This is a genomic window from Streptomyces sp. AM25, from assembly GCF_058146165.1.
The window spans coordinates 19,167-44,735 of sequence record NZ_JBKIWN010000002.1 but is presented as its reverse complement, the minus strand read 5'-3'; the positions used below and the strand labels follow the sequence as shown (position 1 = coordinate 44,735).

Below are 25,569 nucleotides of genomic sequence, written 5' to 3'. Positions count from 1 at the left end.
AATCCACAGGAAGCGCAGTGCGTCGGCTGCGGGCTCGTCGTGGCTGGGCGCGCAGTTCCCCGCGCCCCTTCAGGGCGCAGATTTGGACGGAGAGACGATGACCAAGGCCGCGAAGAGCGCGCCGCACGCTGCCGACAGTCACGAGCTGATTCGCGTGCACGGTGCGCGCGAGAACAACCTCAAGGACGTCAGCATCGAGATCCCCAAGCGGCGGCTGACGGTGTTCACCGGTGTCTCCGGCTCGGGCAAGAGCTCCCTGGTGTTCGACACCATCGCCGCTGAGTCGCAGCGGCTGATCAACGAGACCTACAGTGCCTTCGTCCAGGGCTTCATGCCCACCCTCGCGCGGCCCGACGTCGACGTCCTCGACGGCCTGACCACCGCGATCATCGTCGACCAGCAGCGGATGGGCGCCGACCCGCGCTCCACCGTGGGCACCGCCACCGACGCCAACGCGATGCTGCGCATCCTCTTCAGCAGGCTCGGCAAGCCCCACATCGGTCCTCCCAGCGCCTTCGCCTTCAACGTCCCCTCGGTGAAGGCCAGCGGTGCGATCACGGTCGAGCGCGGTACGTCGAAGACGGTGAAGGCGACCTTCTCCCGCACCGGCGGCATGTGCCCGCGCTGCGAAGGCCGGGGCGCGGTCACCGACCTCGACCTCGCCCAGCTCTTCGACGACTCCAAGTCGCTCGCCGAGGGCGCGATCACCGTCCCCGGCTACAAGGCCGGCGGCTGGAACCACCGCCTCTACAGCGAGTCCGGCTTCTACGACGCGGACAAGCCGATCCGCAAGTACACCAAGAAGGAACTGCACGACTTCCTCCACCGCGAGCCGGTCCGCATGAAGATCGCGGGCATCAACATGACCTACGAGGGCCTGATTCCGCGGATCCGCAAGTCGATGCTCGCCAAGGACAAGGAGGCGATGCAGCCGCACATCCGGGAGTTCGTGGAACGGGCGGTCACCTTCACCACCTGCCCCGACTGCGACGGCACGCGACTCGCCGAGGGAGCCAGGTCGTCGAAGATCAAGCGGATCACCATCGCCGACGCGTGCGCGATGCAGATCAGCGACCTCGCCGGCTGGGTCCGCGGCCTCAAAGCACCGTCGGTGGCGCCGCTGCTCGCCAAACTGCAGCACACCCTCGACTCGTTCGTCGAGATCGGCCTGGGCTACCTCTCGCTCGACCGGCCGTCGGGCACGCTGTCGGGCGGCGAGGCACAGCGCGTCAAGATGATCCGCCACCTCGGCTCCTCGCTCACCGACGTCACCTACGTCTTCGACGAGCCCACCACCGGCCTGCACCCCCACGACATCCAGCGGATGAACGAACTGCTGCTGCGGCTGCGGGACAAGGGCAACACGGTGCTCGTCGTGGAGCACAAGCCGGAGATGATCGCGATCGCCGACCACGTCGTGGACCTCGGCCCCGGCGCCGGACAGGCGGGCGGCACCGTCTGCTTCGAGGGCACCGTCGAGGGGCTGCGGGCCGGCGGCACCGTCACCGGCCGGCATCTCGACGACCGGGCCGCCCTCAAGAAGACGGTCCGCAAGCCCACCGGCAGGCTGCCGATCCGCGGCGCGACGACGCACAACCTGCGCGGCGTCGACGTCGACGTCCCGCTCGGCGTGCTCACCGTCGTCACCGGCGTCGCCGGCTCCGGCAAGAGCTCGCTCGTGCACGGGTCGATCCCGCCCGGTGCGGGAGTGGTGGCCGTCGACCAGAGCGCGATCCGCGGCTCCCGGCGGAGCAACCCGGCCACGTACACCGGGCTGCTCGACCCGGTCCGCAAGGCGTTCGCCAAGGCCAACGACGTGAAGCCGGCGCTGTTCAGCGCCAACTCCGAGGGCGCGTGCCCGACATGCAACGGAGCGGGCGTGGTCTACACCGACCTGGCGATGATGGCCGGCGTCGCCACCGTCTGCGAGGAGTGCGAGGGGAAGCGGTACCAGGCATCGGTGCTGGAGTACCGCCTGGGCGGCCGCGACATCAGCGAGGTGCTCGCGATGCCGGTGACCGAGGCCGGGGAGTTCTTCGGCACCGGCGAGGCGCGCACCCCGGCCGCGCACAGGATCCTGGAGCGGCTCGCCGACGTCGGGCTCGGCTACCTCAGCCTCGGCCAGCCGCTCACCACGCTGTCCGGCGGCGAGCGGCAGCGGCTCAAACTGGCCACGCACATGGCCGAGAAGGGCGGTGTCTACATCCTCGACGAGCCGACCGCCGGCCTCCACCTCGCCGACGTCGAGCACCTGCTCGGCCTGCTCGACCGGCTTGTCGACTCCGGCAAGTCGGTCATCGTCGTCGAGCACCACCAGGCGGTCATGGCACACGCCGACTGGATCATCGACCTCGGCCCCGGCGCGGGCCACGACGGCGGCCGCGTCGTCTTCGAGGGCACGCCGGCCGATCTCGTCGCCGCCCGGTCCACCCTCACCGGGGAGCATCTCGCGGAGTACGTCGGCAACTGACCCGGGCGGCCTCAGCGGTGGCGGTCCACCACGGAGAGGGCCAGCTCCGCGAGCCGGTCGGGGCGGGGAATGCCGTCGAGCTCCGCGCGGGCGGCATCGACGCAGGCGCGTACCTGCCGCGCCGCCTCGGCGGCCGCGCCGGTTCCGATCACGATGTCCCGGACGTGCCGATGCGCCGTGCCGGGATCGGACTCGCCGCGGAAGACCGCGGCGAGCCGCCGACGGTCGGTCCCGTCCGCAGCCCGGTAGGCGAGCAGGACCGGCAACGTCGGCTGCCGGTTGGCGACATCGCTCATCGCGGGCTTGCCGGTCTCCCGCTCGTCCACCGTGTACGGCAGCAGGTCGTCGCCGATCTGGAACGCCTCGCCGAGCAGTTCGCCGTACCGGCCGAGACATCCGCTCTGCTCAGCCGTCGCACCCGCCAGGAGGGCACCGGCCCGGCAGGATGCGCCGGTCAGCGCAGCGGTCTTGCCGCGGATCACACCGAGCACGGTCGGCACGCCGCAGTCCAGATCCTCCCGGATCTCCATCTCGCGCATCGTGGCGCGGCACATGCGCTGCAGTGCGTCGGTCACCGCGCGTGCCGCCTCCAGCACGCGGTCCGCCGGACCGCAGCTGAGCATCGCTGCCTGTCCCGCGACCGAGAGCCCGTCCCCCGCCAGCAACGCCTCCGCGATGCCGAACTGCTCGGCGGTCGAGGCCCGTCCACGGCGCACCGGGTCCTGGTCGACGATGTCGTCGTGGACGAGGCTGGCCACGTGCACGCACTCGATGCCGGCCGCGAAGGGGAGCACGGCTCCGGCGTCGCCGCCGACGGCCTGCGCCGACTCCACGCACAGGACGGGGCGCAGGAGCTTGCCCAAGGGGAACAGCGCATCCAGGCAGGCCAGTTCCATGAGGTTCTCGCCGCTTCCCGCCCACCGGAGCAACTCGGCCCGGATGAGCGGGATCAGGGACTCCGGGGCGACGACCGCCATGACCGACCTCCTTCGCTCTCCTGCACGTTCAGCAGGGAATCGTGCTGCGCCAGTGCGACTGCCATACGTCCAGTACCTCGGTGAAGCCCGGTCGCGGGGGCCGTTGCAGCACTGCGGGGCCGTCGGCCAGCACCTCGCGCAGGAACAGCGCGCAGTGTTTCTCCGCGACGCCCAGGAGACGAGCATCGGTGTGGCGCTGCATGTCGGCGACCAGAGCGGGAAGCCGCCGGGTGATCCGGCCGGCCTCGAACGCGACGAGTCCGGCCGCGCCGGATGTCCACCGCCCTGCCCTGAGGTCCCCGGCGCGGACTGCGAACCGGTCGAGGTCCTCCAGGGGCAGATACAGCCGTCCTCCGCGCAGGTCCTCGCCGAGATCGCAGAGCACATCCGTCAACTGGATCAGCTCACCGAACTCGCGCAGCGCCGGCTCCAGCCGACGAGCGACGTCACGACCCGCCAGGAGCGACATCGCGACGACCATCGGCGCACCGGTCAAGTTCGTCAACCACTGCCGCAGCTCGTCGTACGTCGTGAACCCGCTGTGGTCGAGATCCTGTCGCTGTGCGAGGAAGTGGCCCTCGAACAGCGACACCGGCAGCGCGAAGGTGCGGACGGTATGGGCCGTGGCGTGAAGGGCCGGGTCCGCTGAACAACCGGTGGTGACCGCGGACATGACGGCATCGGCGTACTCCTCGAACCGGCGTCGTCGTTCACCGGCCGGGCCGGTGTCGACGCGTGCGTCGGCGGCGAACGCCATGCTGATGAGCGCCCCGGCATGGGGACGCAGTGCCGCGGGCACCGCCCGCAGACCCCACCAGCGGGCACTCCCCCGGTCCTGACGAGCGGCATCCCGAACGCACATGATGTAGCCCTGCCGCAATGCGGGGTCGGAGATGCCCGCCTCGTCCAGCCACCGTCGTACCAACACCCGATCAAGCCTTCCGGTTTGCCCCGATGCACGTCCAGACCGTCCGGCAGGGCGCACGAGGCGGCGGCAAGCGTGAAACACGGCGTACGCAACCGGGACCGGGTCACGGCATCCGTTCCAGAAGCCTGCGCACCGCGTCCAGCATCAGCCGGCTCACGTGCTCCGGATCGGCGCTGGCCAGGGGTTCCTGGCGGACGACGACGCGGGTGAGGCCGATGCCGAGCAGCCAGGCGAGAACCAGCGCGGCGCGCAGTTCGGCGTCGTCGGCGTCGGTGAGGCCGGTCAGCGCCGCGGCGTACTCCTCGGTCAGGCGGCGGTTCGTCTGCGCCGCCTCGTCGTCGCTGCCGGCGGAGCGCAGGAACACTTCGAGCGAGCGGTCGGCAGCCGACGTGCCGGCCGGGGCGAGCAGGTTGTGCAGGGCGGTCTGCAGCAGCTGTTCGGCAGGGGTCTCCTCCAGCTGCCGGCGGCCGTTCATCGCCACGACCTCGCCGAAGAGCGCCGTCTTCGAGCCGAAGTAGCGGAAGAGCAGGGCCTGGTTGACGCCGGCGCGGTCGGCGATCGCGCGCACCGTCGTGCGGTCGTAGCCGCGTTCGGCGAAGAGCTGAGCAGCTGCCTCGACGAGGCATCTGCGGGTGGCCTCGGCGTCGCGTCGGCGCGCCGGCTTCTCTGCGGTCATTCCGGTCCTCCTCAAGCGCCGGGCCGACAGGCCCTGTTGACGCCTGCCCCGTCCCGTCCTACGGTCGATGTAAGCACCTGCTTACATCATGCTCCTGCACCGCCGCGAGACCTTACTGCCCCTGCGAAGGAACGAGGAGTCCGGATGTCCGTCTCCCCCGCCGAGCCCGCCGCCTACCCCTTCAACGAAGCCGCCGGACTGGAGCTGTCCGAGCAGTACGCCGAGGCGCGCGCCCACGAGGGCCTGCCGCGCGTCCAGTTGCCCTACGGCGAGCCGGCCTGGCTGGTGACGCGGTACGCGGACGCCCGGCTCGTCCTGGGCGACCAGCGGTTCAGCCGCGCCGCCTGCGTCGCGCACGACGAGCCCCGGCAGTCGGCGAACCAGAACAACACCGGCATCCTCGCCATGGACCCGCCCGACCACTCCCGGCTGCGCAGGCTGGTGGCCGGGGCGTTCACCGTGCAGCGGATGGAGCGGCTGCGCCCGGACATCCGCGCTCTGGCCGGAAGCCTGCTGGACGACATGGTGGCGGCGGGCCAACCCGCCGACCTGGTCGACTCCTTCGCGCTGCCGCTGCCCGTCTCCGTCATCTGCCGCATGCTCGGCGTGCCCGAGGCGGACCGGCCCCTCTTCCGCAAGTGGAGCGACGACGCGCTCTCCACGAGCTCCCTCACGGCCGAGGAAGCAGAGGCCAGCAGGCAGGAGTTGCGTGCCTACATGGGCGAGCTGATCGCCGAGCACCGTGGACGGCCCGCGGACGACCTGATGACGTCCCTGATCGAGGCCCGCGACCAGGAGGACCGGCTGTCCGAGCAGGAGCTGATCGACCTGTGCGTGGCGGTGCTGGTCGCGGGGCACGAGACCACGGCCACCCAGATCCCCAACTTCGTGCACACCCTCCTCGACCGCCCCGGCGAACTCGCGCGCCTGGCCGCCGATCCGGCCCTGATCCCGGCCGCGGTCGAGGAGTTGCTGCGCTTCGTCCCCATGGGCATGGCGGCCGGTGTGCCCCGCTACGCCACCGAGGACGTCGAGGTGGGCGGGACGCTGGTGCGCGAGGGCGAGGCCGTCCTGGTGTCGATGGGCGCCGCCAACCGTGACGACCGGCGCTTCAGCGCGCCCGACGGACTCGACCTGTCCCGGCAGGGCAACCAGCACCTGGGGTTCGGCCACGGCGTGCACCACTGTCTCGGGGCACCGCTGGCCCGGGTGGAGTTGCAGGAGGCTCTCAGAGCGCTCTCTCTGCGGCTCCCGGGCCTCCGTCCGGCCGGTGAGATCGTCTGGAAGACCCAGATGCTGGTCCGCGGACCGCGGGAGATGCCGGTGGGGTGGTGAGACGCGGAGCACGGCAGGCTCCTGGAGTGGCCGAAAACCGCCCTTCTGCGGTGGGCGGTTCGGCCGGAACTCTTGGTTCACGTGTTCGGCATGCCTAGCGTCGCCCTGCCGTGGCCAACAGGCCACGAGGAGCGACTCTAGGAGCGCCCATGCACTGGCCGATACGCCGTGCGCTGACCACCGCCCTGGTCGGCGCCGCCTGCACCGCCCTCCCCGCCACCTCTGCCGTGGCACAACCGGGCCCAGCCGCGAAGACCGACGTCGTCACGACGCCCATACAGGTCGTAGACGCCGCGCATCCGCTGCCCGCCATCGGCAGCAGATGGGACGCCAGAGCGCAGAACCGGGACGCGCAGTGGCCCGATTCCGTACCGCAGCCGCCGGCCACACTGCACGAGCACGGTGACGTGACCGCGCAACGGCTGGGAACCACCTACACGTCCACGGCCACGTCCCGGAACGCATCGGCACTCGCGGCCGGTGCGGACCTGACCACCTGCCGGAAGCTGCTGCCGACGTCCGGTGAGCAGATCCTCAACCACTACGCGTACTGCCGCGTCACCCCGCTCGGGTACTCCGTCCTGGTCAACGGCAAGGTGGTCGGCACCGTCTCGTGGCGGAACACCACGGCCGGGGACGGCACCAAGGGTTCCCGGGTCATCCGCATGGTGACCGGCATGGACCAGTTCCGGCGGATCGGGGAGACGACCGACGGACTGCTCTCCATCGGGTGGGCCACCGCCGGCTACCGCGGGCCGGACGGCAGCAACAAGGCGTGCGACGTCTTCGGTTCCGGGCCGAACCTGCTGAGCGAGTGGCAGGCGGGCGGGACCGCCATCCACACCATCTCCTCGGCGGCGAACGACGGTTACGGCCGCGACAAGGTGGCACGCTGCGCGATCCGCTCGAACGTGACCAACAGCGGCGGCACCGGGACGGTGCTCGACAACGGCGTCCGCTTCGACTCCGCGAGCTACCTCGGCTCCAAGGGCGCGGGGATATTCGACCGGGTCATGCCGGTCATGGGCGAGTACAGCGTCCGCAGCACGCGCAACGGAGCGGTCGCCCAGCACATCCGGCTCGCCCAGACCAACCCGGCGGCCACCTATCCCCCCGCGCCCGCCGGACACACCAAGTCCATTCCGGGCAGCGTCGCTTCCGGCAGACCGCTGCACCGGCTGGTGTCCAACTGGGACGCGACGGCCACCGCCGAGTACAACAAGAACCGCAACAAGGTCCAGAGCACCTGCGCCCACCTGCCGCACAAGGCCGGCGAGGAGTGCGACGAGTACCCCTTCGCCTCGTCCTGGGAGGGCGCGGGCAAGGGCGACGGCAACTTCTCGGTGAAGTACGTCAACGGCACGCAGAACGGCAACGCCGGAACCGACCTGAACAACTGGTACGTGGCCGACCGGATCCTGCACAAGGACGCCTTCTACGTCACCATCCACTGACACTGACGCGTCAGCGGTACGTCACCCCCGGGCCCACAGCTGGATGACGTACCGCTCCAGACCGCCGAACAGCGGCGGGTCCGCGGCCTCTTGCCGTGCCCGCGCCACCGGACCGCCTCCGTGCCGGTACAGGCGCACGGCGTACGCTCCGGGCCCGCCCAGCTCCATCGGCTCGCCCGCCGGGCCGTGCGCCACCGCCCAGGCCGTCACCGCACCGGACGGCACGTCGAGCACGCACTCGCCCACCGGCGGCCCGGCCGGCTGCTCCGGGGGCGGCCCGTCCCACAACTCCAGCCGCACATCGGCGTCGTGCATGGCGACGGTGCTGGCGACCGTCAACCCGCTGCCGTTGACGGCGAACTGCCGCCCTTCGAGCGCCGGGAGCCGCCACGGCTGCTCGTCGTCGAACGGCGCCGACGCGTCGCACAGGGCGAACTGCCCCCGCTCGACGCCCACCACCTGCTCGGACGTCTGCATCACAGCTGTCACGTCGGCCTCCCGGGAAATCGGTACGAACGAACGCTGCTTCTGCCGGGACGACATCTTCCCGGCAGAAGCAGCATCACCGCCAACCCCTACTTCCCGTACCGCGACCGCCCCACCGCCGCCGCCACCGTCAGCGGCACCGTCAGGACCGCGGCGACGGTGAACAGCGCCCCGTAGTGGTGCGCCCCGGCGGCCGCGGCCGAGACGGCGCTGGCCACCGCGCTGCCGACGTACAGAGCCACGCCGAACATGGCCACTCCGGTCGCCCGGGCCGTCGCCGACAGGCCGGTCGCCCACGACTGGATCGTGGAGTGCATGAACGACCAGCCGCCGCCCAGCAGCAGGGCCGTCACCACGAGCGCCGGCACGGACTGGCTGACCGCCGCGACCGCGTAGGCGGCGGCCATCTGCACACCGCCCGCCACGATCAGCCGGACCGCGCCCCACTGGCCCACCAGGCGCTTGACCCACTGGGCGGCGGACATGGAGCCCACGCCGTAGAGCGCGGACACCGCTCCCGCGAGTGCGGTCGGCACGCCGCGTGCCTCCAGGGCCGGGGCGATGTAGGTCAGGAAGCCCAGCAGCACCGCGCCCTCCAGGGCGGCCACGGCCATGACGTACCACTGCCAGCCCGAGCGCAGCACGTCCCGTATGGGCGCCAACAGCGAGCCGACGGGCTCCCGTTCGGGCTCCTCCAGGCGGCGCAGGGCGAACACGAGGTACGCCGCGAGCAGGCCCGGCAGGGCGAATACCAGCCGCCAGCTGACGTACAGGGCCACCACTCCGGCCACCACGGTGGCCACGGCCGTGCCCAGCGCGAAGGCCGTCATCAGCGAGCTCAGCGGGCGCTGCCGCACCGCCGCGGGGACGGTGTCGCCGACGTAGGTGAGCGAGGCGGCGATCGAGGCCGCGAAGAAGGCCCCGGCGACGGCCCGCGCCACGATCAGTACGGATGCATCGGGCGCCGCCGCCGAGCAGAACGCGGCAACGGCCGCTCCCACGAGGGAGAACCGCATCACCCGCACCCGCCCCAGCCGGTCGCTGGCCAGCCCCCACACCGGCTGCATGAGCCCGTAGCAGAGGTAGTAGCCGCTGGCCGCGAGGACCACGGTCGAGAGGGAGGCGCCGAGATGCGTGCCGATGAGCACGAGCATCGGTGCGATGCAGAAACGGTCGAAGTTGCTGACGAATCCGGCGGCGCTCAGCATCCGGAGCGACTGCTTGGGAAGCCCGGTTGCAGGAGGGGCGGAAACGGGGGACGCGACAGTAGTCATGGGGAGGTTCTCCTCTCTTCACCCATGCCTCCATCTCACCGCCCGGCGGCCCGTCGTGATCACCTCAACCGATTACCATCGCTGACAGGCTCGTCAGCAGCCGTCACGGGGAAGACCGGGGGGACGATGGACACCACGACGCGCACGCCGCGTCAGGAGCTCGGGGCCTTCCTGCGCTCCCGCCGGGAGCGGCTGGCACCGGCCGACGTGGGCCTGCCGGGTTCGCCGCGGCGGCGCACCCCCGGGCTGCGCCGGGGCGAGGTGGCCGGGCTGGCCGGGATCAGCGGTTCCTGGTACGCGTGGCTGGAGCAGGGCCGGGTGCGCACCTCGGAGCAGGTGCTGCGTGCGGTGGCGCGGGCACTGCTGCTGGACGCGGACGAGACGGCGCACGTGCTGTCGTTCACCGAGGACGCCCCGGAGACCGGGTCGGCGGCGCCGGGCTGGGTCTCGCGGAACCTGCTGTCGCTGGTGGAGGCGACGGACCCGAACCCGGCGGTGGTGATCGACCCGCACTGGGACCTGCTGGCGTGGAACGCCGGTTACGCGGCGCTGCTCACCGACCCGGCGCGGCTGCCTCCGAAGCAGCGCAATCTGCTGTGGCTGGTGTTCCGCTGGCCGCCGAGCCGCTCGCTGCTGGCGCAGTGGGAGCCCGAAGCGCGCAGCCTGCTGGGCCAGTTCCGCGCGCATGCGGCGCGGCATCCCGGGGACGGGCGGTACGCCGAGATCGTCGAGGAGCTGCTGGCCGACCCGGAGGCGGCCCGCTGGTACGGGCAGCGGGAGACGGCGGCGTTCCACCCGGCGGTGCGGCACTTCCGTCACCCGGTGGCGGGCGATCTGCACCTGCGATACGTGAAGCTGGCGGCCGTGGACGAGCCCGGACACCACTTCCTGGCCTACGTGCCGGACGACCCGGGGACGGCAACGGCCGTGCGGCGCCTGGCCGGAGGGGCGTGAGAGGGCACGGGAAGGAGCCGCCCGCTGTGCATCGCGGGCGGCTCCCTGTGATGTCCTGCATGTTCAGCTGGTGAGCACGGCCTTCATCACCGACCCGGCGGCGACCGCCGCCATGGCCTCGGCGTGCTGCTCCAGCGGGTACGCCGTCACCAGGCCGGCGAGGTCGAAGCGGGCGGCCAGCGTGGGCAACAGCCGTACGTACTCGGTGAGATGGGCGCCGGTGAACGCCCAGGAGCCGATGACGTCGAGCTGGCGGTGGACGATCTGGTGCGGGTTGAGCAGGGTGTCGCCCGCGTCGGAGTACTGGCCGATGACCAGGTACGAGCCGCCGCGGCGGGCCAGGGTGAGGCCCTGGGCGACGGCCGCGGGCACTCCGGCGCACTCGATGACGAGGTCCGCCCCGGCGCCGCCGGTGGCGTCGCGCACCTGCTGCAGGACGTGCCCGGCGTCCGGTGCCCCGGCGATGTCGATGTGCACGTCGCCGATGCCGGCCTCGGCCGCGAGGGCCAGCCGTTCGGCGGGGCCGCCGACGAGGATCACCTTGGCGGCGCCCGCGAGATGGGCGAAGGCCGCCGCCGCGAGGCCGACGGGCCCGCTGCCCTGGACCACGACGGTCTCGCCGAGCCGTACGGGCCGGCGCTCGAAGAGGGCGTGCACCACGGTGGGTCCGGCGCAGGCCAGCGACATCGCGGCCAGCGGGTCGACGCCCTCGGCCGCCTTGACGACGGTGGTGCCGGGCTGCAGCACGATGTGGTCGGCCCACGAGCCGGACAGCCCGGCCCCCTCCGTCACGGGGCGGTTGACGCCGTAGGTGCGGCGGTTCTCGCACAGGGTGGGTTCGCGGTGCAGCCGGCAGGGCGGGCACGCGCCACAGGCGATGGACGAGGCCCACATCACCGCGTCGCCCTCGGCCAGCGGTGCGCCGGTGGCGTCGCGGTGCTCCCCGGCGCCGAGTTCGCGGATGACGCCGTAGCCCTCGTGGCCCAGGACGAGCGGGGTGGGGATGGGCAGGTGGCCCTGCTGGAGGTGCAGGTCGGTGCCGCAGATGCCGCCGTAGCCGCAGGCCACGATCATGCCCCCGGCGGGGGCCTGCGGGATGCCGAACTCGCGCAGGGCGAGCGGCGCGCCGAACTCCTCCAGGACCACGGCCTTTCCGGTGCGCGCGGTCATGCCGTCACCCCCTCGAGGGCGTCGAGGAAGGGCTCGGACAGCGGGCGCAGCGGCTCGGTGTCGCGGCAGACGACGTAGTCGGGGCGGGGTTCGCCGGACCAGCTGGGCAGGTTGGTGACGTCGTTGTAGGTGGCGATGAGCAGCCGGCGGGCGAAGGGGGACATGTTCGGCGCGGAGCCGTGCACGATCTCCGGGGAGAAGAACACCACCGAGCCGGCCGGGCCCTTGGGGCTGGACATGCCGTACTGGTCGACATGCTCGGCGAGTTGCCCGGGGGTCAGGGCGATGTCGTCGGGGTCGAGGTGCTGCTCCGAGCGGGCGTCGGACTTGCGGCCGTCGCGGACCATGCCGTTGCGGTGGGAGCCGGGCAGGAAGATGACCGGCCCGTTGAACTCGGTGACGTCGTCGAGGAAGACGCCGATGTTGACCTGCCGGGGTGCGGGCAGGGCGTCGGCGAGCTGCCAGGCGAGGTAGTCCTGGTGCCAGGCCCACTTGTCGCCGCCGAAGGCCGGCTTGGCGTTGATCTTGAACTGGTAGACGTAGACGTCGTCGGTGAGCAGCTGGCGGACGGGGCCCAGCACGCGGGGGTCGCGTACGAGTCCGGCGTACTCGGGCTGCCGGTGGTGGGAGGCGTAGACCGCGCGGACCTCCTGGCCCGTGTCCTCGGTGACGAGGTGGGGGCCGGGGACGGTGCAGTCGCGGGCGAAGGCCTCGCGCAGGGCCGTCACCTCGCGCGGGTCCAGCAGGGACTCGATGATCAGGAAGCCGTTGTCGTGGTAGAAGTCGAGCTGCTCCTGGGTCAGGTGCATGGTGCAGTACTCCATGGTGTGTAGGGGAGTTCGCGGGCGGGCGCGGTCAGCCCATGAAGTTCCCGCCGTCCACGATCAGCTGCTGCCCGGTGAGGTAGGAGCTGCGGGAGGTGACGAGGAACTCCAGGGCGTCGGCGATGTCCCGGGGGGTGCCGATCCGGCCCGCGGGGATGGTGGCGAGGACGGCCGCGCGCACGTCGGGATCGTCCAGCCGGTAGCGTTCGGTGACCTCGGGGGTGTCGGTGAAGCCCGGGATCAGGGCGTTGACCCGGATGTGCGGGGCCAGTTCGAGGGCCATGCATTTGGTGAGCTGCAGCAGCCCCGCCTTGCTGGCGCAGTAGTTCGCGCCGTTCGCCCGGGGGCGGATGGCGGTGGTGGCACCGATGTTGACGATGCTGCCGCCGGCCTCGGCCATGGCGGGTGCCAGGGCCCGGACGAGGTGGAAGGGGGCGGAGAGGTTGGTGGCGAGGACATCGTCCCAGTCCTCGCCGGTGAGGGAGAGGAAGGGCCGGTCGCGGTTGATGCCGGCGTTGTTGACCAGGACGGCGGGTGCGCCGTCCGTGGCGAGGATCTCCGCGCAGGCGTCCCGGATCTCCGCGGGCCGCGCGAGGTCGGCCCGGAGGGTGCGGAGCCGTCCGGCGCCCTCCTTCTCGGCCTGCCGGGCGGCCTGTTCGTCGGTGCGGTAGAGGGCGGTCACGCGGTGGCCCAGTGCGCACAGGCGCAGGGCGAGCTCCAGGCCGATGCCGCGGGTGCCGCCGCTCACCACGGCGGTGGGCGTCATCCGGCGAGGATGTCGCCGCGCTTGAGGCCCGAGTCCGCGGGGACGTCCGCGGGGTCGGTGCCCAGGGACCTGACGGCGTTGTGCTCGTCGACGAAGACCACGCGCGGGTCCAGCACCTTGGCCTCCTCGTCCGTCACCGACGCGTAGGCGATGAGGATGACGAGGTCGCCGGGGCTGATGAGGCGGGCCGCGGCGCCGTTGATGCCGATCACACCGGAGTCGCGGGGGCCTTCGATGACGTAGGTGGACAGGCGGGCGCCGTTGTCGATGTCGACGATGTCGACCTTCTCGCCGGGTAGCAGGTCGGCGGCCTCCATCAGGTCGGCGCTGACGGTCACGGAGCCCACGTAGTGCAGATCGGCCTGGGTGACGGTGGCACGGTGGATCTTGGACTTCATCATGGTGCGGTACATGGTTCGACCTCGAAATCAGTAGTGAATCAGCAGTCACGGAAGGGGAGTTGCTCACGCCTGCCAGGTGGCGTAGCGGCGCATGCCGTAGAGCAGGGGCCCGGGGCCGGGGCCGTCCGGGGCGTCGGTGCGGATCACCTCGCCGAGCACGATGGTGTGGTCGCCGGCCCGGTCGAGGCGCACGACGCGGCACTCGGCGACGGTGTGGGCGTCCTCGGGCAGCAGCGGCAGCCCGGTCTCGGGGGACGGCTGCCACGGCACCGTGGAGAAGCGTTCCGCGGCGCGGCCGGCGAAGGCCTCGGCCGCGCGGCGCCCGGCGCCGTGCAGGAGGTTGACGGCGAACGCCCCGCGTTCGGCGATCACCGGCAGCGTCCTGCTCGTGTTCGCCGCGCACACCAGCAGCAGTGGTGGGTCGAGCGAGACGCTGCACCAGGCGGTGCAGGTGAATCCGTGCGGGTCGCCCAGGGCGTCGGTGGTGGTGATGACGGCGACGCCGCCGGGGTGGGAGCCCATCAGCGCGCGGAAGGCGTCGGGCGTCACCGTGGGTGCGGTCTCGACAGGGGCGGTTTCGACGGGGGACATGGGGCTCACCACTCGAACGCCTGGGCGTTGTAGAGGTTGACGCCGAGGGCGGCCTTGCCGACGTACTCCAGGCACTCGTCGGGCTTGGCGGGCATCACGGCGGAGAAGGCGACCTCGCGGATGAAACGTTCCAGCGGCTGTGCGCGGCTGACGGCGGCCGAGCCGCAGATGCGCACGGCGTCCTGGGCGAGCGCGGGGCCGACCTCGCCGACGATGTACTTGGCGGCGTGCACCATGGCGTTGGCCTCCAGGCTGCCGCGCTGGGTGTCGACGTACTCGCCTGCCTCGTGCACCAGGGCCCGGGCGGCGCGCAGCCGGGCGGACATCCGGCCCAGGTCGCGCTGGAGCACCGGGGAGTCGGCGCGCTTGGGCGAGGCGGCCACGTAGTCGACGGTGTAGCGGTAGACGGCCTCGGCGATGCCCAGGTAGGCGCCGGTGTAGCCGGCGGCCATCCAGTGCGGTTCGCGGACGAGCTTGAACAGCGACATGCCCTCGACGCCGAGGTAGAGGCGCGAGCGCGGCACGGTGACCTCGTCGAGCTTCATGGCGGCGGTGCTGGTGCCGTACAGCGCCGACAGGTTGTGCACCTCGCCGAAGCCGACGCCGGGGTCGTCGGCGGCGACCACGAAGTGCGAGACCTCGCTGCTGCCCTCGGTGCCCTCGGCGCGGGCGACGACGATGTAGTAGTCGGCGGCGCCGGCCAGCGAGACGAAGGACTTCTCGCCGTTGAGGACGTAGTGCTGCCCGTCCTCGGAGCGCCGGTAACTGGTGCGGATGCCGCGCAGCTTGGCGCCCGTGCCCGCCTCGGAGGTGGCGGAGGCGAAGAGCTTGCGGCCGTTGACGACCTCGTCGAACATCCAGGCCCGGAAGGCCTCGGCGGCCGGGGGCAGTTGGGCACCGACGGATTCGGAGAGCGCGCCGATGACGACGTTGTGCATGTTGTAGCCGAGGGCGGCGGCGCCGTTGTGGGCGCCGAGCACGGCCAGGACGCGGGAGTAGTCGGCGAAGCCGAGCCCGGCTCCGCCGGCCTCGCGCGGGACGAGCAGGCCGAGCAGGCCGCTCTCGCGGAGGATCCGGTAGGCCTCGTGGCCGTTGTCGCGCTGGGCGTCGACGTCGGCGGCGAGGGGGGCCAGGGTCCGGCCGGTCTCCTCGGCGAGCTTGAGCAGCTCGTCGAGGGTCGCCGGCAGAGTGGCGGTGGTGGTCATGGGGTCCTTCCTCGTGTCAGTTCTCGACCGGCAGGCCGAACTGGCGGGCGACACCGACGCGCAGCAGGTCGTTGTGGCCCGCGTAGACGTGGGCCGCCATCGGGCTGTGCAGGTCGGCGGTCAGACCGGATCCGGGGAGGAAGCCGCGGACGCCGGCGAGCGCGGTGGCGTGCTCGCTGAGGCGTACGTAGTCCTCGGCAACCGAGATCTTGGTGAGGGCCGCCTCGGCGGCCAGCTGCCGGGCGGGCGTTCCGGCGTCGAGCCGGGCGGCCATCGCGTACAGCTGGATGCGGGAGCGGTGCAGCGCGAGCGCCATGTCGCTGATGCGGGCGGCCACTTGGTGGCTGGCGCCCATGCGGCGGCCGAAGTGCTCGCGCGTTCCGGCCCATTCGGCGGTGCGCTGCAGGGTGCGGCGCATGGGGCCGAGCGCGTAGCCGAGGACGACGGCGCGTTCCCAGGCGGTCGTGGAGGACATCACGGCCAGGCCGGATCCCTCCTCGCCGATCAGTGCCGAGGCCGGCAGGCGGGCGCCGTCGAAGACCAGCTCGCCCATGGGGACCGTGGGCAGGGCGGTCTTGTCGAAGGTCTCGCCGAGGCTCACGCCGGGGGTGTCGACCGGGAAGAGGAAGGCCGAGAGCGCGAACGGTGAACGGCCTTCCGCGGTACGGGCGAAGACGATGGCGAGGTCGGCGACGGGCGCGGCGGTGATGAAGGTCTTGGCACCGTCGAGCACATAGCCGTCGCCGTCGCGCCGGGCACGGGTGTCCATGGACAGCGGGTCGCTGCCCGCGGTGCGCTCGGTGAGGGCGTGGCACAGCATCGTGCGCCCGTCCTGGATGTGGGCGAGGGACTGCCAGGCCCGCTCGGGCAGCGTGGCGCGCAGCGGGAACTGCATGCCGAAGAGCTGGGAGGCCAGGGCGTAGCAGATGCCGGGGTCGGCGCCGGCCAGGCCGATGCCCTCGACGGCGGCGAGGGCGCGGGTGACCGGGCCGGGGTGTTCGCCGCCGGGCGCGTCCATGCGCAGCACGCCGAGGTCGGCCATGGTCTGCCACTGGGTGCGGAAGTCCTTGCCCTCGGTCTGTTCCACGGCCGGCCGGGCCCGCTCGCGCCACGCGTCGACGAGTTCCTCGGCGGGTGCGGGGCCGGAGCGCAGCAGGCGGTCGGTGGGTGTGCTCACTTGCGGGCCTCGCCGGTGAGGTCCTCTATCGCGGTCCACAGGGCCTTGGGGCTGCGGAAGTTGGCCGCGACGATCTCGGTCTCGGGGAGGACGATGCCGGCCTGCTTGTCCAGTGCGGAGACGATCTCCATGATGGCCAGCGAGTCCAGCAGGCCGAGTTCGAGGAGCGGGGTGTCGGGGGTCAGGCTCTGCGGGTCCTCGCCCCGGGCCCAGGTGATCTTGCTGCTGATGAGGGCGCAGAGGTCTTCGACGCTGTTCATGTGCGGTTCTCCTCAAGGGTGTGGGAGGGGGTGCCGTCAGGGGTGTCGGCGAGGGTGCTCAGGGCGCGCCGGTCGACCTTGCCGCTGGTGGTGGTGGGCAGCGAGGCGACCGGGACGACCCGGTCGGGCAGCATGCGCTTGGGCAGCAGGCCGCGCAGTTCGGCGAGGAGCTCGCGCTCGCCCGCGTCGGTCAGGGCGTAGGCCCAGATCTCGCCCGCGTGGTCGCCGCCGTCCTTGGCGACGACGGCCGCGGTGGTGACCTGGGGCAGGTCGAGGACGGCGCTCTCCACGTCGAGCAGGTCGATGCGGTGGCCGCGCCGTTTGACCTGGGAGTCGCGGCGGCCGCGCAGGAAGACGCGCCCGTCGGGGGTGATCCGGCCGATGTCGCCGCTGGCGTAGGCGCGGCGGGGTGCGCCGTCGCGGAAGGCCACGGTGACGGTGGGGTCGGCGAGTTCGCCGTTGCGCAGGTAGCCCTGGAAGACGGTGGGTCCGGCGATGTGGATCTCGCCCTCCCCGTCGGTGGGCCGGCCGTCGTCGTCCAGGATCTCGATGTCGACGCCGCCGATGCCGCGGCCGATGGTCAGTTCCCGGTCGGCGGTCCAGTCGCGCGGCATCAGCCAGTAGGTGCAGGCGTTGGTCTCGGTGGGCCCGTAGAGGTTGTAGAAGGGCACGTCGCCCAGCAGGCCCAGGTACTCCTCCAGCAGTTGCGGCGCGAAGGCCTCGCCGCCGAAGAAGGCCACGCGCAGGGTCGGCGGCACGGCGTCGGCGAAGCCGCCCTGCTGGAGCATGTTGTGGTACAGGGACGGGACGGCCATGAAGGCCGTGATCCGCTCGTCGTTGAGCCAGGCGACCACGTCGCGCGGGAAGGCCCGCAGCATGTCCGGCATGAGCACCGCGCAGGCTCCGGCGGCGGCCGCGCCGTACAGGTCGAAGGTGGTCAGGTCGAAGGTGAGGGCGGCCTGCGAGCCGATCCTGTCGTGCTCGGTGAGGCCGAACTCGGCGGCGGCCCACTGGGCGTAGTGGGCGACGTTGGCGTGCGAGAGCAGGACGCCCTTGGGCCAGCCGGTGCTGCCGGAGGTGAACAGGATGTACCCGCCGCGGTCGGCCGGCGCGGGCAGCGGGGCCGGGCGGTCGTCGCCGTCCAGGACGCGCAGCCGGTGCAGCCCGTGCTCCAGCGGCTCCGCGTCCGGCTCGGCGCCGTCGCGGGCCTCGGCCGCGGCCTTGCGGCACACGGGCAGCGCCCGGTCGGTGGTGAGCAGCAGCGAGATGCCGGCGTTGCGCACCATCCGGGCCGTGCGGGCCGGCGGGTCGGCGGTGTCGAGGGGGGCGACGACGGCTCCGGCCCGCAGGGCGGCGTAGAGGGCGATGACGGTGGAGGGGGTCTTGGGCGCGTGGACGCCGACGCGTTCGCCGGGTATGAGGCCGTCCTCGGTCAGCCGGGCGGCCAACGCGCCGACGGCCCGGTCGAGTTCGGCGTACGTCCAGGCCTCGCCCGCGCCGGAGAGGGCGGGGCGGTCGGGGTGCAGGCGGGCGGAGCGGGCCAGGAGGCCGTCCAGCCGCAGGGTCTCGGTGGTGCCGTCGGTGACGGTGGCGGTGGGGGTCACTGCAGGGTCTCCGCGGGGATCGGGCGGCCGGGGGCGTGTTCGTCGAGGAAGGCGCAGACGGCGTCGACGACGAGGTCGGGGCGGACCAGGTGGGGGTAGTGGTCGACGCCTTCGGGCACCACGCGCCGCACGGGGCCGCGCAGGGCGCGCTCGGCGGAGTCGAGCTGGTCGAGGGTGCCGTACTCGTCCTGGTCGCCCTGGATCAGCAGGACCGGCGCGGTGACGTCCAGGTCCTTCTCGATGTTCCAGTCGCGGAACCCCTCGGAGAGCCACACCCCGCTCCAGCTGTCGAAGACGCCCCGCGGGTCGTTGTGCACCAGGGCCATCTTCCGTTGCAGCGGCCCTGCTTCGAAGGACGCGCGGGCCGCTTCGATGCCCTGGCGGTTCTGCTCCTCGAAGTACAGGTGCGGACCGAGGGCGACCACGGCGGTGGCGGGGCGCACGGAGGCGTACAGCAGCCCGATGGAGGCGCCGTCGCTGTGCCCGACCAGGACCGGGTTGCGGATGCCGAGCAGGTCCAGCAGCTCGGGCAGGTCCTCCTGGGCGTGCTCGTGCATGTAGCGGGGGGTGCGCGGGCGCACGGCGGGTCCCGAACCGCCCTGGCCGAGGCGGGAGTACACCAGCGCGCGGCGTCCGGTGGCCGCGGCGAGGAGGGCGGGGAAGCGTCCCCAGCTCGCGATGCAGCCGAGCCCGCCGTGCAGGAGGACGAGCGGCGCCAGGTCGGGGTCGCCGTCGAGGAGAACATGCTCGACGGGGCCGTTTCGGGTCTCGGCTATCGGCACATCAATCCCTTTCTCGTTCGGGTGCGGAAAATGACTGGGTAATTCGGCGCGCAGCCATCGGTAAATATGAAACAGCGTCCGGCAGGCCCTGGGAATGTCACCAAAGAACCTCGTTGACGCCTCAACGTCCGTGCAGGCGTGTGGTATTGATGCAGTACGCCGTCTGTTCAATTGCACGGTAGGGGACTTGACATCCGCAACCGGGTACGGCGCAGGATATGCCTTTACCTCACTTCCCGAGAACGCCGCACAGGGCCGACGGGCCGGGGAAGTCCTCGGGAAGGGCGTCCATCAGCAGCTCGTCGACGCACTGCCCCAGCCAGTGCCCCGACCTGCGCAGCCGCCCGGCGAACCGGAACCCGGCCTTCTCATAGGCGGCCAGCCCGGCCCGGTTGGGCTCCAGCACCCTCAGCCACACCGAACGCAGCGCTCCCAGGTGGAACGCCCAGTCCAGCGTCAGCCGGGTCGACTCCTCCGCATACCGCTTGCCGCGCATGGCGGGAGCGATGAGGATCGCGAACTCCGCGGTCGCGGCAGTGGCGTTGATCTGCAGCCAGGTGAGGCCCACCGGCTGACGGTCCTTCGCGCGCAGCAGCTCGAACTGGACGTGGTCCCGGTCCGCCCGCCGCCGCTCCCACGTGGCCAGGCGGGCCTCCCAGGGCTGGGGGAAGCGGCCGCCGTAGCCGAGGATGGTGGTCGGGTCGCTCTCCCAGGCGTGGTACTCGGCCAGCGCCTCCGGGCGGGGCATGCCCAGGGCGAGACGTTCACCGGTCAGCAGGACGTGCGGGCTGCTCATGCGATTCCTCAAGGGAAGACCGTACGGGGGCGGTGGCGCGCGGCGCGGATTCTCGCAGGGGCCGGCGGCGGCCCGGCCCCGCCCCTCCCCCACGACCCGCCCCTGACCAGCGCGGCCACCGCCCCGGCATCACCCGAACGGTCTACTGCGGCCCGCGCTCACCCCAGCCGGCGCACGGGCTCGCCCGCGAGGAACGCCTCGATGTCCTCCACCGCCTGGGCGAAGTAGCCCTCGTAGTTGCGCCGCGTCACGTACCCGAGGTGGGGCGTGGCCAGCAGGTTCGGCAGCGAGCGGCAGCTGGTCGCTGCTCTCCAGCTACTCCTCCTTCGACGCCGCGCACCGGACGCCGGCATCGGCGGCCCGCTCGTCCGTCAGGTTCCGGCTCCAGGCAGTCACGTCCGTCCACGGTGACGCCGTGCCGTGCCGCGGTGACGAGCAGCCTGCGCGGCACCGTAGCGCCCCGTAAGGGGCGCGGGGAACTGCGCGACCAGTCACCGACGACCCGCAGCGGACACACCACCCCGGGGTCCGGGGCGAAGCCCCGAGAACGCCGACTGCGGGTGCGCCATGGCCGGTCGCGCAGTTCCCCGCGCCCCTTACGGGGCGCTACCGCACGTCCACGGCCCCGAATTCCCCGACCGCCTCGTCGACGATCGCCTGCAGCCGCGCGTGGTGGGCGCCGCGCCAGTAGACGCGCTCGCACGCGGTGCACTGGGCGAAGACGTCGTAGGTGCGCTGCGTGCCGTGCTCCAGCTGTTCCCGGACGGCGTCCTTTTCGGCGTCCTGGAGCGGTCCGTTGCACGCGGTGCAGCGGGTCCACGGGGCGAGGGCCGGGGCGAACCGGCCGAGCACGTCGCGGAGTTGTTCGTCCGGGCGGTCGCTGTAGACGTACGCGCCCGCCCACAGCTCGCGGCGGCGCAGCAGCCCGCGGTCGCGGGAGAGCATCACCCGGCGCTGGGAGGCGGAGAGCGCGGCGAGGGCCGGGTCGCCGATGTCCTCGCTCTCGTAGGCGGCGTCCACGCCCAGCAGCCGCAGCCGGCGCGCGAGCGTCCCCAGGTGCACGTCGAGCAGGAACCGCAGGGGCGCGCCCGGCACCTCCTGGGGCCGGGCGACCGCCTCGACCTCCACGGTCTCCCCCGCGCCCGGCACGTGCGAGACGGCCGTCTCCCGGCCGTCGACCAGCAGCCTGCCGACCTCGGTGAGCGGGACGCCGAGCGACTCCACCACGTGGCCGAGCGTCGACGCGCCGTCGGTGACCACGGTGGTACGGGCCCGGTGCCGCCGCCCCGGTTCGACGAAGAGCTGCAGGCCGGGGGCGAAGCTGATGGCGATCTCGGGTCCGTTCACATCCCCAGCATGCCACCGGCCCCGGACCCTCCCGACCCCGGGCCCCCGTCACGAGGGCCGCCGCGGAGGGAACTTGGCGGCAGGGGGTCAGCCGGGTGACAGCGCCCCCGGCGGCGCGCGTGTCGGGCCCGCCTCGGGTGCACGGCGGGGGAGGCTGCTGCGCACGCGACAACCGGATTAGCCCGACAACCATGCAATGCGATGTACCGGCTGCCCGGTTCCGGACCCGATCGAGGAGAGTGGTCGATGGAAACCGTCTACCAGATGATGGCCACAACCCTCAGCGAGCACTTCGGCGTCCCCGAGGAGCACATTCACCCGGACGCCACCTTCGAGGAGCTCGACATCGACTCCCTCGCCCGGGTCGAGATGCTCGCCGTGGTGGAGGACCGGCTGCAGGTGACCCTCGATCAGGAGCCCGGCGGCTTCACGCTCGGCGAGGCCGCCGCCCACATCGAGCGGCTGCTCGTCGCCGGCGGCACCGGGGGCGCGGCGACGGCCGTGGGCCCCCCGCCGGGGACGGGGCCCGCTTCGCTGCCCGGCCCTCTCCTGTGAGCGAACGCGAGGTCGCCGTCACCGGCATCGGCATGGTGACCCCTGCCGGGCTCGGCCGGGAGGCGACCTGGAACGGCCTGTGCGCGGGCGTCGGCGTCGCGGCCCGGGACGCGGCCCTGGCCGGGCTGCCGGTCGACTTCTCCTGCGCGGTCCCCGGCTTCGACGGGGACGCCCTGCTCGGCAGGAAGATCACCTGGCGCAACGACCGGTTCATCCAGCTCGCGCTCGTCGCCGCACGGGAGGCGGTCGCCGACGCGGGGCTCGACCCCGCCGCCTGGGACGGCCCGCGGGTCGCGGTCGTCCTCGGCTCCGCCAGCAACGGCGGCGACCGCTGGCCCCAGGAGTACCGCAACCTGGCCGAGGGCCGGATCGGGGCCATCTCCCCCACCGTGCTGCTGCGTTCGCTGCCCAACATGGTCGCGGGCGAGATCTCCGCGGACCTGCAGGCGCTGGGACCCTGCCTCACCACCTCCAGCGCCTGCGCCTCGGGGGCCACCGCGATCGGCACCGCGCGCGACCTGATCCGCGCCGGCGCCTGCGACATCGCCATCGCCGGGGGCACCGACTGCGCCCGGGTACCCATGGGTTCGGCCGCCTTCCACCGGATGCAGGCGCTCTCCACGCGCCGCGACGATCCGGCAGGCGCCTCGCGCCCGTTCGACGCCGACCGCGACGGGTTCGTCCTCAGCGAGGGCTCCGCCGTGCTGATCCTGGAACGGCCGGAGCACGCCCGGGCCCGCCGGGCGCGGGTGCGCGGCTGGCTCTGCGGCTACGGGGCCTCCGGCGACGGCTACCACGCCACCCGGCCCGACCCGCACGGCGAGGGCGCCCGCCGCGCCCTGCTGGCCGCGCTCGCCGACGCCCGCGCGCAGCCGCCGGACGTCCACCACGTCAACGCGCACGGCACCTCCACCCCCCTCAACGACCGGGTGGAGGCCGGGCTGCTCGCCGACGTCTTCCGCACCGCGCCGCCGGTCACCTCGCTCAAGGGCGTCATCGGGCACTCCCTGGGCGCGGCGGGCGCGATCGACGCCGCGTGCTCCGTGCTGTCCCTGCAACGGCAGCTCATTCCGCCCACCGCCAACCTCGACCGGCTGGACGAGGGCATGGATCTGGACGTGGTGACGAAACAGCCCCGGCAGCACCGGATGGAGACCGCGGTCAGCAACGCGTTCGGCTTCGGCGGGCAGAACGCCGTGCTCCTCTTCCGGGCCGCGTGACGACGCCACCGGACTCCGCCACGGCCCCTGCCGCCGCGCCCCGCACCGGCCGGGCCCGCCCCTGGCTCGTGCCCGTCCTCGCGGCCGTGCTGACCGCCCTGCTCGGCGTGGCCGGGCTCGGCACCGCCGGCCGCCTCGCCAACGGCGGCTACACCGCCTCCGGCACCGAATCCGCCCGCGCCGACGCCCTGTTGGCCGAGCGCTTCGGCACGGGAAGGACCGACCTGACGCTGCTCGTGCGGGCCGACGACGGCGTCGACGACGACCGGGCCGCCGAGCAGGGACTGGCGCTCGCGCAACGGCTCGCGCGCTCGCCGGGGGTGACGAGGGTGCACGGGTACTGGACGGAGGACGACGACCGGAACCCCGTCCTGCGCTCCACGGACGGCTCGGCGGCGCTCGTCACGGCGGACCTCGCCGGGGCGGACCGGGACGCCGCACGCACGGCCGCCCGGCTCGTGCCCGGGCTCACCGGCCGGCACGGCGTGCTGCAGGTGTCCGCCACCGGCCCGGCCTGGGTCAGCGTCGAGGCCGGCCGGGCCGGGCAACGGGACCTGATGCGGGCCGAACTCGTGGCGGCGCCGCTGACACTGCTCCTGCTGGTGGTCGCGCTGCGCTCGCTGGTGGCCGCGCTGGTCCCGCTGATGATCGGGGCGGTCGCCGTCGTGGGCACCTTCGCGCTGCTGCGGCTGCTCACCCTCTTCATGCCGGTGTCGGTCTTCGCCGTCAACCTCACCAGCGCCCTCGGCTTCGGACTCGCCGTGGACTACGGGCTGTTCCTCGTCACCCGCTACCGGGAGGAACTGCGCGCCGGTCTGCCCGTCGACGCCGCGGTGCGGCGCACCGCGCGCATCGCGGGACGCACGGTGGCGGTCTCCGCCGGGGCGGTGGGGCTGTCGATGTCGGCGCTGCTGGTGCTGCCGCTGCCGTTCCTGCGCTCGATGGCCTGCGCCGGGACGGGGGTCGCCGTGTTCGCGGCCGTCACGGCGACGGTCCTGGTCCCGCCGGTCCTGGCCCTGCTGGGCACGCGGATCGACCGCTGGGACCCGCTGGCCGTCCTGCGCCTGCGCCGGGCCCCCCGGCCGGACAGCCCCGCCTGGCGCGCCGTCGCCCGCGCCGTCACCGCCCGGCCGCTGTGGTGCGGAACGGGCTGCGCGGTGCTGCTGCTGGTGCTCGCCGCGCCCTTCGGCCATGTGCGCTTCGGCCTGCCGGACGAGCGGATCCTGCCCGCGCAGGCGGAGTCGTACCGCACTTCGCAGAACGTCCGCGAGAACTTCGCGGTGCGCACCGAGCGCAACCTGACGGTGGTCCTTCCGGCGGCGGACCCGGTACGCGACCGCGCTGCACTGCAGGAGTACGAAGCGGCGGTGGCGGACCTGCCGGGCGTCGCCCGCACCTCCCGCCTGCCCGGCACACAAGGCGCGGCCCTGATGGTGACCGGGCCCGACGCCCGCCCGCAGTCCGCGGCGAGCCGGGCCCTGCTGCGGCGGCTGCGTGCCCTGCCGGGGCCGGGCGGCGGGCAGTTGGTGACGGGGCGTGCGGCGGTGCTGGCCGACACCCGCGCCGCGGTGCGCGCTCGGCTGCCGCTGGCGGTGGCGGTGGCGGGTGTCGCGCTGTGGACGGTGCTGTTCCTGCTGACCGGGAGCGTGCTGCTGCCGGTGAAGGCCCTGGGCATCGGGGCGTTGAGCCTGGGGGCGAGCTTCGGGGCGATGGTGTTCGTCTTCCAGGACGGTCATCTGCGCGGCGCGCTGGGCGAGTTCGCCGTCACGGGGATGCTCGACATGACGATGCCGCTGCTGATGTCGGCCATCGCGGTGGGGCTGGCGGTCGACTACGAGATCTTCCTGCTGTCGCGGGTGAAGGAGCACTACGTCCTGACGCGCGACAACCGGGAGTCGGTCGTGGAGGGCGTGGCCCGGACCGGGCGGCTGGTGAGCACGAGCGCCCTCGCGGTGGCCGTCGTCACCGGCGCCCTGGCCACTTCGGGCGTGACGGTGCTCAAGCTGCTGGGCACGGGGCTGGCGACGGCGGTGCTCGTCGATGCGGTGCTGGTGCGCGGCGTCCTCGTCCCCGCGTACCTGGCACTGCTGGGACGGGCCAACTGGTGGGCGCCGGGGCCGCTGCGGCGGGTGCACGGGCTGCTCGTGCGGCGTCTGAGGCTGGAGGAAGGGTAGTTCGCGGCCCTCACCGCATAAGCGTGTCGAGATTCCCATACGACTTACCACTCGATCGAGTGGAGAATTCGACATCAACGCTTGGGTATTTGACGTCCGGGAATCTCCGGGACGTGCGAATTCACATTCGCACCGCATGAGGG

At 72.7% G+C, this 25,569-nt stretch carries 24 protein-coding genes and 1 pseudogene; 7 read left to right on the top strand and 18 right to left on the bottom strand.

What is annotated here, in order from left to right:
• The first annotated feature begins 97 nt into the window (after positions 1–97).
• Positions 98–2,470, top strand: a complete 2,373-nt coding sequence (locus ACLHRZ_RS02375; protein ID WP_490416502.1) for an ATP-binding cassette domain-containing protein — start codon at positions 98–100, stop codon at positions 2,468–2,470.
• Positions 2,471–2,481: 11 nt separating this feature from the next.
• Here the strand turns inward: ACLHRZ_RS02375 and ACLHRZ_RS02370 are convergent, their stop codons facing one another.
• The 3 genes from ACLHRZ_RS02370 to ACLHRZ_RS02360 all read right to left on the bottom strand — a co-directional run bounded on the left by ACLHRZ_RS02370 (position 2,482) and on the right by ACLHRZ_RS02360 (position 5,051).
• Entirely contained in the window at positions 2,482–3,447 is a 966-nt protein-coding gene (locus ACLHRZ_RS02370) for a polyprenyl synthetase family protein (protein WP_490416501.1), read from the bottom strand.
• A 28-nt stretch (positions 3,448–3,475) separates the two neighbouring features.
• A complete protein-coding gene (locus tag ACLHRZ_RS02365; RefSeq protein ID WP_490416500.1) occupies positions 3,476–4,375 on the bottom strand; it encodes a phytoene/squalene synthase family protein in 900 nt (299 codons plus the stop codon).
• 103 nt (positions 4,376–4,478) lie between these two features.
• Positions 4,479–5,051 carry a TetR/AcrR family transcriptional regulator gene (locus ACLHRZ_RS02360; protein ID WP_490416499.1) on the bottom strand — a complete coding sequence of 191 codons (573 nt, stop codon included), beginning with the start codon at positions 5,049–5,051 and terminating at the stop codon, positions 4,479–4,481.
• A gap of 144 nt (positions 5,052–5,195) precedes the next feature.
• On the opposite strand from ACLHRZ_RS02360, the gene ACLHRZ_RS02355 reads away from it, so the two are divergent.
• Positions 5,196–6,386 (top strand): cytochrome P450, encoded by a 1,191-nt coding sequence (locus ACLHRZ_RS02355; RefSeq protein ID WP_490416498.1) that lies wholly within the window; start codon positions 5,196–5,198, stop codon positions 6,384–6,386.
• Positions 6,387–6,535: 149 nt separating this feature from the next.
• Positions 6,536–7,840, top strand: a complete 1,305-nt coding sequence (locus ACLHRZ_RS02350) for a NucA/NucB deoxyribonuclease domain-containing protein (RefSeq protein WP_490416497.1) — start codon at positions 6,536–6,538, stop codon at positions 7,838–7,840.
• Positions 7,841–7,861: 21 nt separating this feature from the next.
• Here ACLHRZ_RS02350 and ACLHRZ_RS02345 read toward each other — a convergent pair whose 3' ends face one another.
• Together ACLHRZ_RS02345 and ACLHRZ_RS02340 are read right to left on the bottom strand one after the other, a co-directional pair.
• A complete protein-coding gene (locus tag ACLHRZ_RS02345) occupies positions 7,862–8,329 on the bottom strand; it encodes a hypothetical protein (RefSeq protein WP_490416496.1) in 468 nt (155 codons plus the stop codon).
• 86 nt (positions 8,330–8,415) lie between these two features.
• Positions 8,416–9,600, bottom strand: coding sequence for an MFS transporter (locus ACLHRZ_RS02340; protein ID WP_490416495.1), 1,185 nt, complete (start codon positions 9,598–9,600; stop codon positions 8,416–8,418).
• A 126-nt stretch (positions 9,601–9,726) separates the two neighbouring features.
• On the opposite strand from ACLHRZ_RS02340, the gene ACLHRZ_RS02335 reads away from it, so the two are divergent.
• Positions 9,727–10,554: a helix-turn-helix transcriptional regulator gene (locus ACLHRZ_RS02335; RefSeq protein WP_490416494.1), complete on the top strand. Its 828-nt coding sequence runs from the start codon at positions 9,727–9,729 to the stop codon at positions 10,552–10,554.
• 63 nt (positions 10,555–10,617) lie between these two features.
• Here the strand turns inward: ACLHRZ_RS02335 and ACLHRZ_RS02330 are convergent, their stop codons facing one another.
• From ACLHRZ_RS02330 to ACLHRZ_RS02270, 13 genes and pseudogenes are all read right to left on the bottom strand, one after another.
• Positions 10,618–11,724, bottom strand: a complete 1,107-nt coding sequence (locus ACLHRZ_RS02330; RefSeq protein ID WP_490416493.1) for a zinc-binding dehydrogenase — start codon at positions 11,722–11,724, stop codon at positions 10,618–10,620.
• On the bottom strand, positions 11,721–12,548 hold the full coding sequence (locus tag ACLHRZ_RS02325) for a phytanoyl-CoA dioxygenase family protein (RefSeq protein WP_490416492.1): 828 nt from the start codon (positions 12,546–12,548) through the stop codon (positions 11,721–11,723). Before ACLHRZ_RS02325 ends, ACLHRZ_RS02330 begins: the two co-directional genes overlap by 4 nt.
• Before the next feature lie 31 nt (positions 12,549–12,579).
• Positions 12,580–13,314, bottom strand: coding sequence for an SDR family NAD(P)-dependent oxidoreductase (locus ACLHRZ_RS02320; protein WP_490416491.1), 735 nt, complete (start codon positions 13,312–13,314; stop codon positions 12,580–12,582).
• Complete coding sequence (gene panD / locus ACLHRZ_RS02315; RefSeq protein WP_490416490.1) at positions 13,311–13,727, bottom strand: aspartate 1-decarboxylase; 417 nt, start codon at positions 13,725–13,727, stop codon at positions 13,311–13,313. The genes ACLHRZ_RS02320 and panD overlap by 4 nt, the downstream gene beginning before the upstream one ends.
• A 51-nt stretch (positions 13,728–13,778) precedes the next feature.
• Complete coding sequence (locus ACLHRZ_RS02310; RefSeq protein ID WP_490416489.1) at positions 13,779–14,306, bottom strand: flavin reductase family protein; 528 nt, start codon at positions 14,304–14,306, stop codon at positions 13,779–13,781.
• A 5-nt stretch (positions 14,307–14,311) separates the two neighbouring features.
• Positions 14,312–15,511, bottom strand: a complete 1,200-nt coding sequence (locus tag ACLHRZ_RS02305; protein WP_490416488.1) for an acyl-CoA dehydrogenase family protein — start codon at positions 15,509–15,511, stop codon at positions 14,312–14,314.
• 16 nt (positions 15,512–15,527) lie between these two features.
• Entirely contained in the window at positions 15,528–16,688 is a 1,161-nt protein-coding gene (locus ACLHRZ_RS02300; RefSeq protein ID WP_490416487.1) for an acyl-CoA dehydrogenase family protein, read from the bottom strand.
• Entirely contained in the window at positions 16,685–16,948 is a 264-nt protein-coding gene (locus ACLHRZ_RS02295) for a phosphopantetheine-binding protein (RefSeq protein ID WP_490416486.1), read from the bottom strand. The genes ACLHRZ_RS02300 and ACLHRZ_RS02295 overlap by 4 nt, the downstream gene beginning before the upstream one ends.
• Complete coding sequence (locus tag ACLHRZ_RS02290; RefSeq protein ID WP_490416485.1) at positions 16,945–18,552, bottom strand: amino acid adenylation domain-containing protein; 1,608 nt, start codon at positions 18,550–18,552, stop codon at positions 16,945–16,947. Before ACLHRZ_RS02290 ends, ACLHRZ_RS02295 begins: the two co-directional genes overlap by 4 nt.
• Positions 18,549–19,334, bottom strand: a complete 786-nt coding sequence (locus ACLHRZ_RS02285) for an alpha/beta fold hydrolase (RefSeq protein ID WP_490416484.1) — start codon at positions 19,332–19,334, stop codon at positions 18,549–18,551. The genes ACLHRZ_RS02290 and ACLHRZ_RS02285 overlap by 4 nt, the downstream gene beginning before the upstream one ends.
• Before the next feature lie 229 nt (positions 19,335–19,563).
• Complete coding sequence (locus ACLHRZ_RS02280) at positions 19,564–20,130, bottom strand: GNAT family N-acetyltransferase (protein ID WP_490416483.1); 567 nt, start codon at positions 20,128–20,130, stop codon at positions 19,564–19,566.
• Positions 20,131–20,288: 158 nt separating this feature from the next.
• A pseudogene (locus tag ACLHRZ_RS02275) lies at positions 20,289–20,423 on the bottom strand (D-2-hydroxyacid dehydrogenase family protein); the annotation flags it as partial.
• A gap of 313 nt (positions 20,424–20,736) precedes the next feature.
• Positions 20,737–21,477, bottom strand: a complete 741-nt coding sequence (locus ACLHRZ_RS02270; RefSeq protein WP_490416482.1) for a Mut7-C RNAse domain-containing protein — start codon at positions 21,475–21,477, stop codon at positions 20,737–20,739.
• Between the two features lie 246 nt (positions 21,478–21,723).
• Between ACLHRZ_RS02270 and ACLHRZ_RS02265 the strand changes: the two genes are divergently transcribed.
• The 3 genes from ACLHRZ_RS02265 to ACLHRZ_RS02255 are packed head-to-tail and all read left to right on the top strand — an operon-like array spanning position 21,724 to position 25,426.
• Complete coding sequence (locus ACLHRZ_RS02265) at positions 21,724–22,032, top strand: acyl carrier protein (RefSeq protein WP_490416481.1); 309 nt, start codon at positions 21,724–21,726, stop codon at positions 22,030–22,032.
• Positions 22,029–23,252 (top strand): beta-ketoacyl-[acyl-carrier-protein] synthase family protein, encoded by a 1,224-nt coding sequence (locus tag ACLHRZ_RS02260; protein ID WP_490416480.1) that lies wholly within the window; start codon positions 22,029–22,031, stop codon positions 23,250–23,252. The genes ACLHRZ_RS02265 and ACLHRZ_RS02260 overlap by 4 nt, the downstream gene beginning before the upstream one ends.
• Positions 23,249–25,426, top strand: coding sequence for an MMPL family transporter (locus ACLHRZ_RS02255; RefSeq protein WP_490416479.1), 2,178 nt, complete (start codon positions 23,249–23,251; stop codon positions 25,424–25,426). Before ACLHRZ_RS02260 ends, ACLHRZ_RS02255 begins: the two co-directional genes overlap by 4 nt.
• Positions 25,427–25,569 lie beyond the last annotated feature (143 nt).

What these genes read in the sequence shown, in the direction of transcription:
- ACLHRZ_RS02375 (WP_490416502.1), top strand. Translation starts at nt 98, where the DNA reads ATGACCAAGGCCGCGAAGAGCGCGCCGCACGCTGCCGACAGTCACGAG.
- ACLHRZ_RS02370 (WP_490416501.1), bottom strand. Translation starts at nt 3,447, where the DNA reads ATGGCGGTCGTCGCCCCGGAGTCCCTGATCCCGCTCATCCGGGCCGAG.
- ACLHRZ_RS02360 (WP_490416499.1), bottom strand. Translation starts at nt 5,051, where the DNA reads ATGACCGCAGAGAAGCCGGCGCGCCGACGCGACGCCGAGGCCACCCGC.
- ACLHRZ_RS02355 (WP_490416498.1), top strand. Translation starts at nt 5,196, where the DNA reads ATGTCCGTCTCCCCCGCCGAGCCCGCCGCCTACCCCTTCAACGAAGCC.
- ACLHRZ_RS02350 (WP_490416497.1), top strand. Translation starts at nt 6,536, where the DNA reads ATGCACTGGCCGATACGCCGTGCGCTGACCACCGCCCTGGTCGGCGCC.
- ACLHRZ_RS02340 (WP_490416495.1), bottom strand. Translation starts at nt 9,600, where the DNA reads ATGACTACTGTCGCGTCCCCCGTTTCCGCCCCTCCTGCAACCGGGCTT.
- ACLHRZ_RS02335 (WP_490416494.1), top strand. Translation starts at nt 9,727, where the DNA reads ATGGACACCACGACGCGCACGCCGCGTCAGGAGCTCGGGGCCTTCCTG.
- ACLHRZ_RS02330 (WP_490416493.1), bottom strand. Translation starts at nt 11,724, where the DNA reads ATGACCGCGCGCACCGGAAAGGCCGTGGTCCTGGAGGAGTTCGGCGCG.
- ACLHRZ_RS02325 (WP_490416492.1), bottom strand. Translation starts at nt 12,548, where the DNA reads ATGGAGTACTGCACCATGCACCTGACCCAGGAGCAGCTCGACTTCTAC.
- ACLHRZ_RS02320 (WP_490416491.1), bottom strand. Translation starts at nt 13,314, where the DNA reads ATGACGCCCACCGCCGTGGTGAGCGGCGGCACCCGCGGCATCGGCCTG.
- panD (WP_490416490.1), bottom strand. Translation starts at nt 13,727, where the DNA reads ATGTACCGCACCATGATGAAGTCCAAGATCCACCGTGCCACCGTCACC.
- ACLHRZ_RS02310 (WP_490416489.1), bottom strand. Translation starts at nt 14,306, where the DNA reads ATGTCCCCCGTCGAAACCGCCCCTGTCGAGACCGCACCCACGGTGACG.
- ACLHRZ_RS02305 (WP_490416488.1), bottom strand. Translation starts at nt 15,511, where the DNA reads ATGACCACCACCGCCACTCTGCCGGCGACCCTCGACGAGCTGCTCAAG.
- ACLHRZ_RS02295 (WP_490416486.1), bottom strand. Translation starts at nt 16,948, where the DNA reads ATGAACAGCGTCGAAGACCTCTGCGCCCTCATCAGCAGCAAGATCACC.
- ACLHRZ_RS02280 (WP_490416483.1), bottom strand. Translation starts at nt 20,130, where the DNA reads ATGAGCAGCCCGCACGTCCTGCTGACCGGTGAACGTCTCGCCCTGGGC.
- ACLHRZ_RS02265 (WP_490416481.1), top strand. Translation starts at nt 21,724, where the DNA reads ATGGAAACCGTCTACCAGATGATGGCCACAACCCTCAGCGAGCACTTC.